Below are 15,452 nucleotides of genomic sequence, written 5' to 3' on the forward strand. Positions count from 1 at the left end.
TTATTCCTCCAGCAACCGCACGTTACCATCACAGAAGTTACACCCTATAAGACCGCTCATTTCAGGAACTGAGGTTGAATGCCCGCCACAGTATCCGCAGGTTTCCAGTGAGTCATGTAATACGAGACAGGTGGTGCACAGGTATCCACCACCGTACTCACATACCGTCTCATAGCCGTCACAATCAGAACAACTTGCAGGAAGACCAGAATGACTAAAATCTTCTGGTTTACCCTCCCATTCATCAAGCAAATCGTATCGTGATGAAGAGTGGTTACATTGTACGCAGGTGAATTCTGTTTCACCGGTAGCGTATAAATTCTGCTTTATCCCGCAGTCAGGGCAGGTAACTTCGAGATACTGATCTGACCTGGTACCGCAGACCAGACAGTCAGATTCATGCAGGGTATTTCCGCTTTCCTCATGTATACACATATCAACCGCAGCTTTTTTACTACAGGAGCGGCAAACTGAGACTGAACATCCCTGTTTTTCGAGTCCATCAAGTTCCGGCTTGAGATAACGAAATTTAGCATCAGCATAAAAAAACGAGCTCCGGAGCATTCCATCTTCGTCTAATGCGAGCTTAGAGTTCAGAGGCTCTCCAAAAATCGAAAACCACTGATCACGCATAAAACGATTTAGCGCAAACCAGGCATCGGCCTGTTCATGAAGAATTTTCTTTGATTGCTCGTCTGTGAAATCGGAATGATAAAAATGAACCACCCGGTTGCGATGGTCTTTGACTTTTTTGAATACGTCGATGGTTTCTTTAGGAAGAGGGTGTTCCAGAACATCAGCTAATCGCTGACATGTTTCATCGTATGTCACCGACTGGAAATCACCTGCAAGGTACCTTGCTCGCTCTATTTTCCTGCCGGAGCACACCAGACTCCAGTGCTCATGTAACAAAGGTACCTTCAGCAGGATCTCGACCGCTGTCCAGAAACTGACAATCGAAAATTTGGGCATGGAGTCCTGCAATTCTTCACGCGCCTTATCCAGAAACACAAGTCCGTTGTCGATCAGAGTCAAAACATCTTTAGATACAAAGGGATCGTCATCACTCTCAAATCTGTATTTGGTTTTTTTCATGGGAACTCAACTTGGTTATCTATTTTATACGCAGTAGCTGCAGCGCATCCTGTGTATCGAGGGTGAAGCGCAGCTGCTGACTGGCAGCCACGTCGAGCGCAAATATTTTCGTATAGACCTCAGTACTCTCAAACTTCTCATGCCCCAGCAGACCCTGGAGTACCTTAGGGTGAACGTGGCCATATAAAAGGTGCATTGCAAAACTGTGCCGGAAGGTATGGGGGCTGACGTCGATGCTCAGTCTGACGCCGTCACGATCCGCGGCATCAGTAGCCCGGACCAGCCAGTTACGCACCGTCCGGTCGGAAACATTCCACACCGGTTGCGCGCGACGTTCGCCTGTAATCGGATCATCTTCAAACTGCTCCTTCGTGCTGGCGAACAGCCGGCGCATCTCATCGACATAGGCCGGGTCCGATAACGGCACCACCCGGTTGGCACTTTTTCCCTTACGCGGACGGCCGCCGCCGGCACGCCGCTGTTTGGCGGTGCGAAGAACGACATGCGGAATGCTCTCGTTAAGGTGAAAGTCACGCCGTCTCAGGGCAAGGCCTTCGTTCAGGCGTGCCCCGGTATTCCATAACGTATTAAAAAAAGCGTGCTGACCCCAGTCCTGAACAAAGTGCAGCAGTCCGGCCACTTCCGGAGCCAGCAGATATTTTGGCAGCTCGGTGTAGTGCCGGGCCATTTCGCGTAGCGAAAGCGCGCGGCCGTAGTCCAGGCCAGCCGACTGGCCTGTCGCCGGCAGGGCAGGGGAGGCGTTAATAAAAGAGGGCAGAGTCATGGTGTCCCCGTTGGTCCGCTCACGCTACGTAAATTCTGTCGGGTTACACCCCTGCAACCCTGCCATTTTTCACGTAGCGCAATCTGATGAAATTCTGCTGTCATTTTCGTTGCTCGCGACCGCGACTGCCACGGAAAAAACCCGCAGAGCGGTGTGCACTGAATTTCCGCTTTCTGGATATATACCATAAATCAGAAACAAATATTTTAGCGTGAGGAGAGTATGGGATCGCAAAAGGATCGAAAAAGGATCCTTTTTGCCTGGATGATGGGGTCTGAAGGGGAGGGAAGGGCTGTATGTTGTGTTCTGTGACAAACTGCCCTCAGTTGGGCGACCTTTCCTCAAATAGCGGAAATCGGAATGCAGATTTTGCAGGGAATGCAGGAAGTACAAAAATTGCACTTCTTTAAGATTTTGTGTATTCTTAAGTCATGGAAATCTTAAACACCCGAGACGAGGCGACTATGACAAACATCAGTTATGCACCTAATAAAGCCCGTGCTCACCTCAAAAACCGTGAGCAAACTGAAATCCAGCTGCTGCAGACCCGCATTCAGAATGTGGGAAGCAAGTTCGTTGAAGCACTGCATGAACTGCCCCACGAGAAGTTACTGGAACTGCTCACGCTGCAGGATGAAACATTCTGGGCTGAATTAAAGAATCAGGCTCAGCTGCAGACATTAATTAATACCATGACACCTGAAAAACAGGCCCAGGAAGATCTTGCTGAAGCGAGAGAAGTATTTCTTAAGTCGCTGGAGAATTCAGGCGGAGTGCATAAATCAACGGCCGTTATAAAAATACTGGCAACCACGCCGCCAACCCTGCATAAAAGAGGAAACCGTGGTGAAGTTATTCAGATTAAATGGGGTTCTGAAAACCTTTACCCGGTATTTCAGTTTTGCACACGTGAGAATAATTCAGAAGGCGGTATGCTGGCCGGCATCCCGGAATTATTATCCCTGATTAAACACAAGGTCAGTGCTGTGCGGAAATGTCACTTCTTTACCCGTAAAGTTGATATTCCGGGAACTGAAACACATGTCTCTATTGTTGACGCGCTGCGCCGTGGCGCTACGCCTGAAGAGATGACCCACTTCAGAATCCTGGCAGAAAACTTTGGTACCAACCATACCATGTAAAAAAATGGGCCTTTTGGCCCATTTTTAATCTCAGAGAGTAAGAATACCCAGCTTTGATTTTAAGATCGCCTGCGTACTTTGTCCGTTGAGACTGAACTGGATTAACGGAGTGACTGAGATGTTCTTCAGCATTCCGTTTCCATCAACGGTGTCAGACCACAACGCGATACAGGTTTTGCCGGTGTGTTGAGACAAATATTCAATACCATCAGCATAATGAGAAAGCACTTCTGCCAGCCACTGAGTATCCTCATAGACAGCTTTAGAGCCCATCAAATAACCTAACGGAGTTTTCAGATGGGGCGCCAGGGCAGCTAAATCAATAATCTTGATTGTGCGTGCTGCCTGAATTACCGCCATACAGTTTTTCTCAAGATCCTCAGTTTCAACAAGCGGAGCATCCTGATAAAACTCTTTCAGCCCTGTAAATGCCGTGGTGGCCAGATACAATACACCTTTGGATTTGCTACGCAGTGAAAAGCGGGTTTCTGATTCAGAGTTGAAATAGATACCATTTCCACCGTAATACTGGTCCTGCACCTTGTAAAAATCAGGTTCAATAGTTAATTCTTTGAAAATTTCACTATCAGAGATTTCTGCGCCGGCTAAGATTTGAGCTACTACATTATGTAGGTCCTCTGTAAATTGGTTCATGGATGATTCCTTCTGTAAAGTTTATATATCGAATTCTTTGAGTTTCCATGTGGAATTCCTCTCAGATTTACGTGTGTGTTGCGCCTGTTATCCAGACGTAACGTGAGGTAGTTGCCCGTTAAGCTGACAACTGAGTTGATAATACATCACCTGGCGCTGGATGTATTAGAACGATCGGTAAAGGATGAACTAAATGATATAACCAACTAATTTTGGTAGGTTTCCGTGTAATACCGGCTGAAGAATTGAACATTTAATTAGCTTTTAAGTGAAATTACGCCGAATACAAATGAACTACTTTTGTAATTCATTTGTATTCGGTGCCGATGATATGCACTTACAGTCTTTACCGGTTCTGGCTGGCGTTGTTACTCATTCTATTGAGTGAGAAATCCTGACCGTCCTGGTTGTTACCGCATCAAAATATCTCCCACAGGTATCAGCCTTCTTTCGACATCAGTTTGCACGTTGATTTGACAAATATTGAACTATAGTTCAATTTATCATTATAAAATCAGTTGGAGTCTAAGATGAAGCTCAGTGTCAGATTGATTGAAGGGTTTAAAAAAACATATCTTCCTCTGCAGTTCAGAGCCTTCTGGGATGATGAGGGATTTTGCTATTTAAAAGTTCAGATCGTTAACGGGAAGATAATTTTTTTCTGTGCTCAGTTGTTAAATTATTATAACACTTCAATTACCAATGCTGTTGAGAGTGTACGGGCATCAGCTGTGAATGCACTCATTAATGACGGTGCAATTAAAATACAGAATCAGCAAGGGATTTTTGATTTATTTAAATCACAGGAACGTAAAAGTAAAGAAGTGATATCAATTCTGTTTGAGTATGTTCGTGAGAATTCTGTATGGGTAGAACATTACGAATCTCAAATCAGCATAACCCAGGATGACCGATATAGTCTGGTTCACTTCAACCAGTACCAGGAACCTAACTGGTCTTTTATTTCTAAAGAAAAACTTGAAGAGACATATCCTGAATTTGATTTTCATGTTTCCAGAAAGTCTCTTGAAAACTGGAGTAATGCCCGATTATCAACTCAGACGATTAAAAAATTATTAAAAGAAAAAAACTGGACCATGAAGGAAGTTGCTGCTCGCTGGAACCGTTCGGAATCATGGATGAGTAAAGTTGTTAATGATAAGGAAAGGGAACTCTACTGGGAAGACGCTTTTAAAGGGCTCCCTTCAAAAATACACGAAAAATGAAGACAGAATCGCCAGTTCTTAATGTTAAAATCCTGTACCCATCAGTACCCTGTTTTGCTTAAAGAAGAACTTGAGATAATTAAGCAACTGGACAAGATGGCCTGCTGATCCCGCAGGCCAGACTGAGCAGGAAAGATGTCTGAAGATGAAATACAAATGTATTTCATTTGTATTGCTAAATGTTCTCTTTAATCGCCTTCAGAACTTTTTCTGGTCCTGCTGACTGAGCAAGGTACAGCCCTGCACGAAGTAATGTGGAAACCGTAATGTTCTTGTGCGTAAGTGCCTGGATCTGCTCAACCAGTTCCTGCGCCAGCATCTTTTCCGCAGGTGTCATGCGTATAGTTTTTGGTGTTTCGCCTGTCGTATTTTTCTTTTTAGCCGCAATGTTAGTCAGGCTACTTTGTTTTCTGGCCCGTTCAGGTTTTTCCATTATAGGTCGAACAAGTTCTTTAGACATTATGCTGCCTCACTGCTGATAATTTCTTCTAGCTCACGGGCAAGTTTGCCGTAATCCACTAAAGCCATTGCACTTTTCTGGTAGTAGTACAGAGGAAGACAAGCCACCTGAGACTGTACTATGGCCTGATCAGTACGAATCCGGCTTTTCAATAGTCTCGGAGAAATTCTCTCGTGCGAGCCCAGGGCGGTTTCGATATAAGTGTTTATTTTCTTATTTGCACCATTGTAATTGTTCCGGAATACACTGAAGCGTGCATAATCTTCCTCAGAGATCTCATCCATATAGTCCAGCATGATTTCAAGACCACTCAGAGAAAAACTCCCGCCATCGACAGGTACCAGAACATGATCGGCGATAAAAATTGCATTGCCGGTTGCGATATTGAGCCCAGGTGCACAGTCAATAATGATGTAATCATATTCAGTGCGAACTTTCTCGAGATGACGGCCCAGGATTTTTTCGCGGTGACTGCGGGTAAGGGTCTGTTCAATAATTTTTTCGAACGTCGGGTCAGACGGAATCAGATCCAGGTTAGGGATAGGAGCATCACCGGCCATCGCGGGGATGATGACATCGCGGATATCAAATCGAGAATTGCTGTAGAGATCGCAAATAGTTGGACCATACATGGAATAGTACTTTTTACCATTTGCGGTGACTTCTGTCGTATTGGCCTGCTGGTCCGAGTCAATCAACAGCGTCCGCTTCCCTGATCTGGCATAGTGAACAGCCAGATTGGTAGCCGAACTGGTCTTACCAGGACCACCTTTATTGTTCATTATCGCAATTATGCGAGCATATCGTTCCTGTAGCTTGTTCATCATAACGGCTCCAGATTATGTTTATCAGTCAGGAGTAGTTGTAATCCATTACGCACACATTGGCAATACAAATGTAATACAAAAGTATTTTTATACTGATTGATATTTTGTCTTGATATGCAGTTTTATGGAATAGTTAGTGCACACTTAAAATTTCTGAATAGACACTGAAAGGTAAGTTATGACGATTGAAAGCTTTTTCATCGGCACTCGCATGTCAGGAAAACGTTATGGACCTCAGAGTAAAGACATGCAGGTTTCTGAATTCATAGCACTTATATCTCCGAAAAATGAACCAGAGAAATTTGTCCTACCCGATTTCTCCGGTCTGGCACGTCGGATTGACGCCCAGATCCGGAATCAGTTTATTCAGCAAAAAGAGGATGACTATTACCGTCGATACCGACAGCTTTCGGACCGGTGGTATCAGGCCGGCTCTATCAGTGACAGAAACAATCGCAGCCAGCGTTTTGAGAAGGTCATGGATGAGTCGCTTGAGTTTTTGGTTTACAGTCATGATGTTATGCCCAACATCAACCCATATAATCTCAAATACGATGATCGCGTTCAGGTTAGCACGAAAGGCAAAATGTACTGCGTAGCGCTTCTGTTCCATATTATCGCTCGAGCGGCCTATGAGCCAGTCTCTGTAGGTGCAGATCCTACGCTGCAAAGGCATTGCAAGTGGCTGAAGGACTGGATTAATAAAACGTTAGGGGATCATTTTTTAGAGGGAATGATGATTACTTTCGCCCTTTGTTATCCTGACCACTTTCCTGCCCTGCAGCGCCTTAGCGGAGAGTTAGAAACACGTGATGTTGACACATTCCTGGCTGACGAAGTTCGTAAGGCAAGGCAACACACAGAGGAACAGGTTAATTATCATAACGGCCGGTACCGGTTGAAATTCGAGTACACTCACTTTCACCAGGAGCAATTTGATTTTTTAGCCGAAATGCGTGATCTCCATTACCGGATAGATCGTATTGAACAGCTCCTTCAGAAACTGATAGATAACCCGGTAGTAGATTTCAGTGAAGCTGCTGTTGCAGGGCAGTGGATTGACGAACAAGTACAGCTGCTTGAAACAAACGAAACGAAGCTAATACTCCCATAACTCTAATCAGCCTGGCTGGTTTAACCCTTCGGTACCTGTCCATCAGGTGTCGTTTTTTTCCGTAAGAATGTCTATAGATGGCGCTCCGCAGAAAGAGGTGGGTGTTACGGTTATTCTGCCAGAAATCCCGTTGTGTTCAGGCTGTGTCCTGTCGTTCCGGCAGGACACTTGGCTGTGACCGGCGTGTAAGAAACCCGTCTAATCCAACCCCGCTTTCTTACCGGCCGGGTCTTATCGACTGCAGAACGTATCGATCACCTGTTGCACAATGATCAGAATTACAAACAGCAGCATCAGTACTTTTTCCAGCACAGTTGCACACTGAAACTTCTGAATGATTTTCAGAAAATCAGAGAAAGGCATGTGAATCTCCGGAGATTGGGTTAATCAGTGTTCTGATTTTATGGAAAGTTACATTTCCGGTTTTGCTGTCTATTGAAAAATGTTTTGCACATCTGCTCTGAAACTGAATTGCTACAGATAATGTTGAATCGTCGCAGCCTTCTCCGCGCCCTCAGTTCGAAGATCTTCGAACAGGCCTCTTCGTGAGGACATAAATTGTCTTCTGTCGTGGGGTCATTCCAGCCAAAGCAGTGGTAACTAGCACTATTTATCTTATGAGCAAGATAGTTTTCGCCTTTCGTATCTTTCGGGTCCAGGCATAACAGTATCAACATTTTATGAATCATGCCGATACTGACAGAGCGACCACCAATTATTGATAATGGATAAAGGACATTTAAATTGAACAGAATGACAGGACTCGCTGTTTTATGCCTCTCGCTGATGGGATGCAGTGCCGTGCCATCAGAAAACAGTGCGCAGTACCTCAGAACGGAAATGCAGTCGCCAGTATCAGGGGCAACCATAATTACCGTAACTGCGGACAGCCTTATGAAACAAGACAATACACATAACGCTATACTGTATGCACTTCGACCGATGCCTGGAAAAGCATTCACCTCTGAGCTGGACAGAAAATTTGCCGCAGCGACGATGTATATTGATTTGTCTCCGGGTGAAAAAAGCAGAACGGCCGAGATCAGTGGTGAGATAAATTACTATGATCACGAGCGATACGTGAATGCTCGCCTGGTAGGAGACAGTATCAGGACAATACCGATTGCACCAAAGACCATCCCGCTTACACTGAATAAACCATTCTCAATCAATCTGCCACAAGGTATTCACTATTCAGTCATGCTGACGGACAGCCAGCCTTAAACCTTCATGATTGTCTCATGACTTCCTTTCAGTTTTCTGTAGGGTCAGCAGGGAATATAAATGGGGAAGAGAATGAATTTCATCAATAAACGTCCCACAGGCGTTCTGTCAGAGACCGGGTTTACTCTGCCTGAGATGACTGAATGTTCAATCTCCAACCCATCATGATGGATGGGTGTGCCCTGGCTTTCACTGCGTGTGCAGCAGGCTGGTCGGGAACGTCCTCAGCAAAATGTCTTCCGTCGCCACCTGTTCTGGTACATGAATGAAGCACTGTTCTGGCGGGAGGCGGACATCATCCGGGTCGCCAGGTAGTTGCCTGCACTGGACCATCCGGACTTCTGAAAAAAAAGCCACCCGCAAGGGTGGCTTTCTGGATATGAGGCCCTGAGCCTTCCCGGGACTGAGCCACTGACGGAAGGGAGAGCCGTTTTTTTCGGTGACATCCCCCGCATGGCGGCAGATGGTTTAAATATGGTATGAATAAATAATAACTCACTGTACAAGAGATTTCCAGACCTATGCGTATCGACCGACGTCTGAGCAGGGATGTACTCACCGAGCGTCAGCTTTATTTTATTGAATGCTGGTCCAACTTCTGCCATAAAAACAGCCCGGATACTGACCGGGTCGGATACAGCAATCCACTCAGCACCATCCGCGAACTGCTATTTCTTTACGAAATGGAAGATCGTTTCAGTGCCGATAAAAAAAGACTCCGGGTGGCCACTGAACTGCTCGAGTTACTCGAGACCGATCAAGTTCTCAGGAGAGAAGCATTTGAGGACATCCCCGCTCAACTGGTGACTCTTCTGGACAGAGATTTGCTGGTTGACCCCACTCGCAGCCCGGTGGAAAAGCGTCCTCGTCTTATCTGTAGCCTATGTGTACAACTGGCGGATATCACCGAGGCCAGTTATATCACTGAGGCTCTTGAGATGCTTGAACAGGAACTGTTTGCATGGCCCCCTCTGGATGAACACCATGCACGGGATATTTACTCACTGACAAACGGAGTGATGAGTGTACTCCTCACCCGGGGTATGACACTGACGGAATGTTACCTGCTGTACATCAATATTTTCAGGAATGTGAGTACTGAACCGAACGCTTTCCGGGCCGCCTTTCACTCGTTCCGGCAGAAACTGGTAACGCCTACTCGGGACGTGACTGTTCGGATGTTTATTACCAGTGAGAAACTGCACACCCTACTTAACACGCAAGGACCCACACTGCAGTTCAACGGATGTGTGTTCATGCCACTTGATGAAGCCCGACAACGCTTCTCCCTCTCAGTCGATATACCGGTTTGCTCAATGTCTGACACATCTGCCCGTAACATGGCCGGTCAGATGCTTCGTGAATCCCTGGATGTCATTGCCTACATGGTAGGTAAGGGAGATATCACCGTCCAGAAACAGTTCATGATAATCAGGGATGAAGACGAAACAGAAGTGCCGCGCTTCGATAATGAAATCGAGGCAAACGCGGACCGGTTAACGGACGAGGAGTTTGCGCGCTTTATGGTGGCGATGAACCGACTGTTCACGGATACACCGGATGTGTCCCGTAAAAAAAATCAGCTCCGCATTTCGGTTTTTCCGTAACGGCATTGAAAGCCAAGTTCAGGAGAGTCGTTTCACCGCTTACTGGTCGGCGCTTGAATCATTAACGCTAGGAGTTGCCCCTGGCACACCATCACATGAACAGCATGTCATCGGTGTTGTGGCTCCCTGTATGGTGCTGGACTATGTTGTTAAGCAACTGTTTTCTCTAAGAAAAGTTCTGCGCTTCATTCTGCGAGAGCCAGGGCACCCCTTGCGCACACCGGAGATCGCTTCACTTCCGCTGGGGCAACTCTATGCCCTTCTTAAAGATGCGGACCGGGTCCGTGAACTTCAGACAGATTTACAGCACTTTCCCTATGTCATGTATCGGGTGCGTAAGCTTGCCGGGATCTGTGCGTCACCCGAGAAAATGGCGGATAAACTGGGGCAACATGCCGAGAAAGTCACCCGACATCTTCACCGCCTGTATCTGCTGAGAAATACCATCGTGCACAATGCAGGTACCAGCCCGCACATTGACCTGCTGACGGTGAACCTTGAACACTATCTGCGGGCAACAATCAGCGCGTTGTTTAATATTGTGGTGATCCACCCAACCGTCAGCACCGCTGAGGAGGCATTTACCCGGTGCCAGTTTACCAGTGAGTCAGTTTTCAGGGAACTGAACCCCCTTCACGGGATCACGGAAAAGAAAGTATACACAGCCATTGATAATCAGTTGAAAAACGGGACGCTTTCCCGTAGCGATGCTCGTTTGATAGCATGGCTCAATGCCCACCACTGACACTCAGGAGAAGACTGTCAGAAGAAAGGGTAACTCATCGGCCTCATAGGCCCCGATCAAACTCTTGGGGCAGCCTGATCGGGGTCTATGTTCGGGTTTTCAGATACTCAGCGGCACGCAGGTGCCACTCTTCTGACATGTCTCTCTGTCCCAGGGATGGTGCCGTTTATCAGCTGAGTATCCGCTCATAGCGGGAACGAAATGCTTTTTCCCCTCCCTCCATTTGTCGGCAAATCAGTTCCTTCACCGGCGTCTCCTGAAGCGCTCCACAAAGCCCCGGGTGCAGGCCAGAGCGGTCGTGTTGCATACTGATAACGTATTCCGCATCACCATTGACCACTATTGGGGCAGAATGCGACACGATAATCAGCTGTCGGCGTTTCTTGTTTGCCATGATGGCAGGGATCACGCTCATGCTCAGCATCAGGCAGTCCAGGTCGTCTTCTGGTTGATCCAGCAGGAGGGGATCGGTGCCATATGACAGCAGGAACTGCAACATGCTCGCCCCTTTTTGTCCCGGTGAGGCAGAGGAAATATCTTCCATCCCTCCTCCGGGCGTCTGGTACCGAATGTGGATCCCATCATCCGGATACCAGCATTGCAGGGCATCCAGTTGCGCATCATTCAGACCTTTAAGGCGATTTCTGAAAGCTCCGTGGAGCTCTGACCCTGCTCCCGGCTCCTCGCGATGGATGGCAAGATGCAGAGCTTTAAGCGTATCCAGCGCAAGATATTTGTTTTCCGTTGCCGACGGTAGCGGACTGTACGGGCGCAAGCTGATGAAGCTATGAAGCAGCCCGCTCCCGTCACCATCATCATAGATACGATCGGCAAAGTTGCCGATCCCGGTTACCGCCTGATAACCAGATACGGTGTCTTCGTGTGGGGCACAGAGCGGCAGAATTTTAATATCCAGCGCGCTGAGAGACAGAGAGGACAGAAACGCCTTCCGCTTTTCCGTCAATACCATCCGGTGGTTACGCATTTCAGCCAGTAATCCTGTGGATCTCGCTGCTGAGGCCGCGATCGTCCCGTCAAGATCGGCGTAATTTCTCAGTTCCGACTTCAGCGACTCACAGCGCGTCATCAGCTCATCGAGGACATTCGGATTGAGTCCCTGTTCTCGTAGCACCATGGCCTCACGTTGTACAGTTTCCTCCTGGTTACGCACCGCCTCTTCCAGTGCGAGAAGAGGGGGGTCCTGCCTAATGGTACTGAGTTCCGCGGCATAGTCCGACAACAGTGTGTCAAGACGCTGGTCATACTTTTGCTGTACGTCAGAAAGACGCGTCATAAATGCTGTCAGTGTCGCAGACGGCTCCACCTGGAGCTCCGGGACTTGTACTGGCTCTTTCTCCTGCGCCCTCAGACCAGCGACATGCTGTTCATGATGCTCCAGAGGAAGCGTTGCTGCAGACAGTTCAGCCCGAGCCGTGGCCAGGCGGGTGCAAACCGGATAGTAAGCGCTCGACCGCAACTGACTGACGGCCCGTTCAGCATCAGACAACTCCCCCTGCAGTTTATCTGCGATCGTCTGGCTGGCCAGGTGACCACGCAGCGTTATTTGCTCATTCAGGTATTCCCTTTCCAGTTGATCCCAGCGCTCTTTCCAGGCGCGTTTGTTGACTACCTGACTCTCGTCACAGACGCGCAGGAATGCCCCTGTGTCTGACGCCAGTTCGTAGAGCATTTTCTGGCTGTATATTGAGAGGGGAAAACGATCTGGTGACCAGTGATTGTCCTGCACCCACTGACCTTCGCTGAAAATATGCAATTCATTACGACCATCGGGTCGCCAGCTGAGCCTAAAATCTGTGCCTTCTTTGCGGAACACACATTCGATGAAAGAATCCGCATCCATGCCCATCCCCATCTGACTAAACTGGTTCAACTTGTTGCGTTGAGACACAGTCAGCCCTTCGGTTTTTCGCATGGCCAGACGAATACTTTCGATAAGCGTGGATTTACCACTGCCCCGGGAGCCAATCACCGCATTGTAAAACGGGCTAAACTCAACGGAGGCTCCATACTGATCTGCCGGCTGGCAAAGACGGGTCCTGAATGTCAGGCTGCGCAAATGTGAAGCTGGTGCCTCCGGTGGATTATCATCAAACAGCACGCAGTTTTCCGGATCGAGTAATGCGTGCCTGAGACCGTCAAAATCAGGCTCGGACATCTTCAGCCAGCAGGTGCGCACTCCCGCTTGTTCAGGGTGGTGCGCATCTGATCCCCGAAGCCATGGCAAATCCGCAATTAAACGCCGGTGAGTCCCGTTCGTAATCTCCTCCTCCCGGTGTCTGATCTCCACTGCATGAGGATTTGACTGAAAAGCGGCCGTCAGTTCCCCCTGATTAGTAAGGCTTGTCAGAACGCCTTTCGCCGCATCAATGTGTGCGAGGATACAAATAGCTTCCGGGTTACGACGGATATTACTGATAATGCCCGCGGGTCCCAGCTGAAGCACAAGATGATGGTTGGGGGTTTCACGCGAAATAGGACAGTTGTTGTTGCACTGTGCCAGTAGCCGTTCCACCTCGGCACTGGTGCTCTGGGTGTGCAACACGGCGAGGATATGAACGTTGCCGGTGGCCGTGAGCTCCACACCGGGAAACAAAGTCAGCGGCCGGAAGTCTGCCAGTTCACCGGAACTGGCGTCCCGGGACATGTTCGCCAGTTCCGCTTTCAACACGTCAATCCATGCCCCACTGTTATGGTCACTGATGACAACACAGTCGACCTGTTGCCGCATGTAAGCCAGCAGCCATTCCCGGGGCTGGAGATCTGGGACTTTGTAGTCATCTGAGGCCGGGGTATGGTTATGAAAATCAAATTTAAACCAGCGTGATCCTACCGTCATTGTTTCTTTTCCATGTGGTGCCTAAGGTAATCCCACTATAGAAGCATTCACCTGGTAATTCAGTAACCGTTATGATTGCTGTTGGCATGAACTTCAGTCGGTCTGGCGGAAAAGTCAGAAGGCAAATAAGACCTTCGTCCACATCGGGGGTCTACATATCGACTGCCTTCAGTGGCTTAAATGGCCATGCTCCCCGCTCTCCTCTTTTGCTGAATTCACTCCGGCGTACTTTTACCGTATCAGCGGAGAACACTTCAGTATGATCCAGTGTTACAGTGGCCAGCGTAGCCAGGCTACTGTCCGTCAACGTAAATTCTTTCGGCAGACCCCATGGACCCTGCCTGACGTTCTCGATGCTACTGAATAATTCGCGGAGATAATCGGGGAGCATTTTGCCGCGCCCGTTAATGATGGCCCGATCGCTTTCTGATAGACATCCAATTTCCGGGTGCTCCCTTGCTATAACCTGCAGGACGCCAGGGAGTCCCGGCCAGTATTTTCCGTCATAACGACAGGTCAGGCCATCGAGTGTTTCATGAAGATAATAACGGTAAAGCCCATCATTATCTTCAGCCATCTCCATCAGTTCCACGATGTGCGTGGTTCTCTCAAGTGTGAATGCGTTCCGGTTCAGGATCGCATCTCGGACCAATATCTTCTGTGCCAGTTCACCGGCCTCCTTACTGATAGTCCGGTTCAGTTCTTCAAGCTGGCGATAATCCTCTTTCAATCGGGAAACGATATCAGGTCTACTGAAACGGCCCGCCAGTATGATTTGCTCCAGAAGACAATAGCATTGCTGCCAGGTTAGCGCCTGACGGGCAATATTCTGCCAGACCGACTGCATTTCATTCTCACGACTCAGTAGCCGCTCTATCAGTGGCCATACCGACATCCAGCAAGGACCTGTCAGCAAGTCAGCCTGGTATTGTCTGAGTGTATCAGTGACATCAGTTGCAGTGCTGGTTCGGGTATAACGCATCTTTTTTTCTCCGAAATCTCAGTTGACTCATTATCCATACCAGAGCCAGAACTGTCGGTAACGTAGCGAGATAAATTCCAGTTGGCGTACATTACCCGATGTTTTTCTCAAAACCATCCGTCTGCCTCGCGATCTGGATTTTGAGGGCGTCAGCGAGCTGAAGATTGTTCGGGAGGGGGACTGTATCATCCTGCGTCCCGTCCGGCCGACCTGGTGCTCGTTCGCGCAGCTTGAAAAAGCCGAACCGGACTTTATGGTGGAACGTGGGGACGTTGTCAGCGATGAAGGTCGATTTGACCTGTGAACAAGATCTACATGCTCGACACCAACATCTGCTCGTTCATCATGCGCGAGCAGTCGGAAGTGGTGCTGAAGCGCCTGGAGCCGGCGGTGCTGCGTGACCAGCGTATCGTGGTCTCGGTTATCACTTACTCCGAGATGCGCTTTGGCGCCACAGGTCCGAAGGCCTCCCCACCCCGCGAGCAGTTGGTTGACGCGTTCTGTGTGCCGTTCTGACCTGGGACTGCGCAGCGGTAGATGCGACCACGGAGATTAAACTGGTGCTGCGCCTCGCTGGCACCCCGATCGACATAGCTATCGCCGGGCACGCAATTGTCGCCGGTGCCGTGCTGGTGACGAATAATGCGCTGGAGTTTGAGAGGATATCGACCTTGGTACCTGAGGACTGGGTTAACTAGGGAAGGTGCGAATAAGCAGGTCATTTCTTCCCAAGCT

Annotated in this window: 14 protein-coding genes and 1 pseudogene; 8 read left to right on the forward strand and 7 right to left on the reverse strand. The window is 48.5% G+C overall.

Translation table 11 applies throughout. The features are described from left to right. On the reverse strand, positions 1-1,095 hold the full coding sequence (locus BJF97_RS30435; RefSeq protein WP_007372351.1) for a hypothetical protein: 1,095 nt from the start codon (positions 1,093-1,095) through the stop codon (positions 1-3). Between the two features lie 19 nt (positions 1,096-1,114). Continuing rightward, positions 1,115-1,879, reverse strand: coding sequence for a tyrosine-type recombinase/integrase (locus BJF97_RS30440; protein WP_000174662.1), 765 nt, complete (start codon positions 1,877-1,879; stop codon positions 1,115-1,117). A 464-nt stretch (positions 1,880-2,343) separates the two neighbouring features. Here BJF97_RS30440 and BJF97_RS30445 point away from each other — a divergent pair, with 464 nt between their 5' ends. Then, entirely contained in the window at positions 2,344-3,021 is a 678-nt protein-coding gene (locus BJF97_RS30445) for a hypothetical protein (protein WP_000182008.1), read from the forward strand. A gap of 30 nt (positions 3,022-3,051) precedes the next feature. On the opposite strand, the gene BJF97_RS30450 is transcribed toward BJF97_RS30445, so the two are convergent. Further along, on the reverse strand, positions 3,052-3,675 hold the full coding sequence (locus BJF97_RS30450) for an RES family NAD+ phosphorylase (protein WP_001071437.1): 624 nt from the start codon (positions 3,673-3,675) through the stop codon (positions 3,052-3,054). 530 nt (positions 3,676-4,205) lie between these two features. Here BJF97_RS30450 and BJF97_RS30455 point away from each other — a divergent pair. After that, complete coding sequence (locus tag BJF97_RS30455) at positions 4,206-4,901, forward strand: hypothetical protein (RefSeq protein ID WP_070083086.1); 696 nt, start codon at positions 4,206-4,208, stop codon at positions 4,899-4,901. Between the two features lie 175 nt (positions 4,902-5,076). Here BJF97_RS30455 and BJF97_RS30460 read toward each other — a convergent pair whose 3' ends face one another. Both BJF97_RS30460 and BJF97_RS30465 read right to left on the reverse strand, forming a co-directional pair. Next, entirely contained in the window at positions 5,077-5,361 is a 285-nt protein-coding gene (locus tag BJF97_RS30460; RefSeq protein ID WP_070083087.1) for a hypothetical protein, read from the reverse strand. Next, complete coding sequence (locus tag BJF97_RS30465) at positions 5,361-6,188, reverse strand: ParA family protein (RefSeq protein WP_000981293.1); 828 nt, start codon at positions 6,186-6,188, stop codon at positions 5,361-5,363. Before BJF97_RS30465 ends, BJF97_RS30460 begins: the two co-directional genes overlap by 1 nt. 178 nt (positions 6,189-6,366) lie before the next feature. Between BJF97_RS30465 and BJF97_RS30470 the strand changes: the two genes are divergently transcribed. The 4 genes from BJF97_RS30470 (at position 6,367) to BJF97_RS35305 (ending at position 10,878) form a co-directional block, all read left to right on the forward strand. Next, a complete protein-coding gene (locus BJF97_RS30470) occupies positions 6,367-7,302 on the forward strand; it encodes a hypothetical protein (protein WP_000151478.1) in 936 nt (311 codons plus the stop codon). 894 nt (positions 7,303-8,196) lie between these two features. Further along, positions 8,197-8,526: a hypothetical protein gene (locus tag BJF97_RS30475; protein WP_022646501.1), complete on the forward strand. Its 330-nt coding sequence runs from the start codon at positions 8,197-8,199 to the stop codon at positions 8,524-8,526. Between the two features lie 521 nt (positions 8,527-9,047). Next, on the forward strand, positions 9,048-10,133 hold the full coding sequence (locus BJF97_RS35300; protein ID WP_228706711.1) for a hypothetical protein: 1,086 nt from the start codon (positions 9,048-9,050) through the stop codon (positions 10,131-10,133). Beyond that, the gene (locus BJF97_RS35305) at positions 10,087-10,878 is read left to right on the forward strand and encodes a hypothetical protein (RefSeq protein ID WP_228706712.1); all 792 of its coding nucleotides are present in this window, start codon (positions 10,087-10,089) and stop codon (positions 10,876-10,878) included. The genes BJF97_RS35300 and BJF97_RS35305 overlap by 47 nt, the downstream gene beginning before the upstream one ends. A gap of 169 nt (positions 10,879-11,047) precedes the next feature. On the opposite strand, the gene ppl is transcribed toward BJF97_RS35305, so the two are convergent. Both ppl and BJF97_RS30490 read right to left on the reverse strand, forming a co-directional pair. Beyond that, the gene (gene ppl / locus BJF97_RS30485) at positions 11,048-13,735 is read right to left on the reverse strand and encodes an anti-phage protein Ppl (protein WP_000215804.1); all 2,688 of its coding nucleotides are present in this window, start codon (positions 13,733-13,735) and stop codon (positions 11,048-11,050) included. A gap of 151 nt (positions 13,736-13,886) precedes the next feature. Further along, positions 13,887-14,717 (reverse strand): hypothetical protein, encoded by an 831-nt coding sequence (locus tag BJF97_RS30490; RefSeq protein ID WP_001270901.1) that lies wholly within the window; start codon positions 14,715-14,717, stop codon positions 13,887-13,889. Positions 14,718-14,787: 70 nt separating this feature from the next. Here BJF97_RS30490 and vapB point away from each other — a divergent pair, with 70 nt between their 5' ends. Together vapB and BJF97_RS30495 are read left to right on the forward strand one after the other, a co-directional pair. Further along, positions 14,788-15,021, forward strand: a complete 234-nt coding sequence (vapB, locus tag BJF97_RS33565) for a type II toxin-antitoxin system VapB family antitoxin (RefSeq protein ID WP_032140383.1) — start codon at positions 14,788-14,790, stop codon at positions 15,019-15,021. Then, a pseudogene (locus BJF97_RS30495) lies at positions 15,018-15,415 on the forward strand (type II toxin-antitoxin system VapC family toxin). The gene vapB and the pseudogene BJF97_RS30495 overlap by 4 nt, the downstream one beginning before the upstream one ends. Positions 15,416-15,452: the final 37 nt, after the last annotated feature.

It is taken from the genome of Klebsiella sp. LTGPAF-6F (assembly GCF_001753185.1).
Classification (GTDB): domain Bacteria; phylum Pseudomonadota; class Gammaproteobacteria; order Enterobacterales; family Enterobacteriaceae; genus Klebsiella; species Klebsiella michiganensis.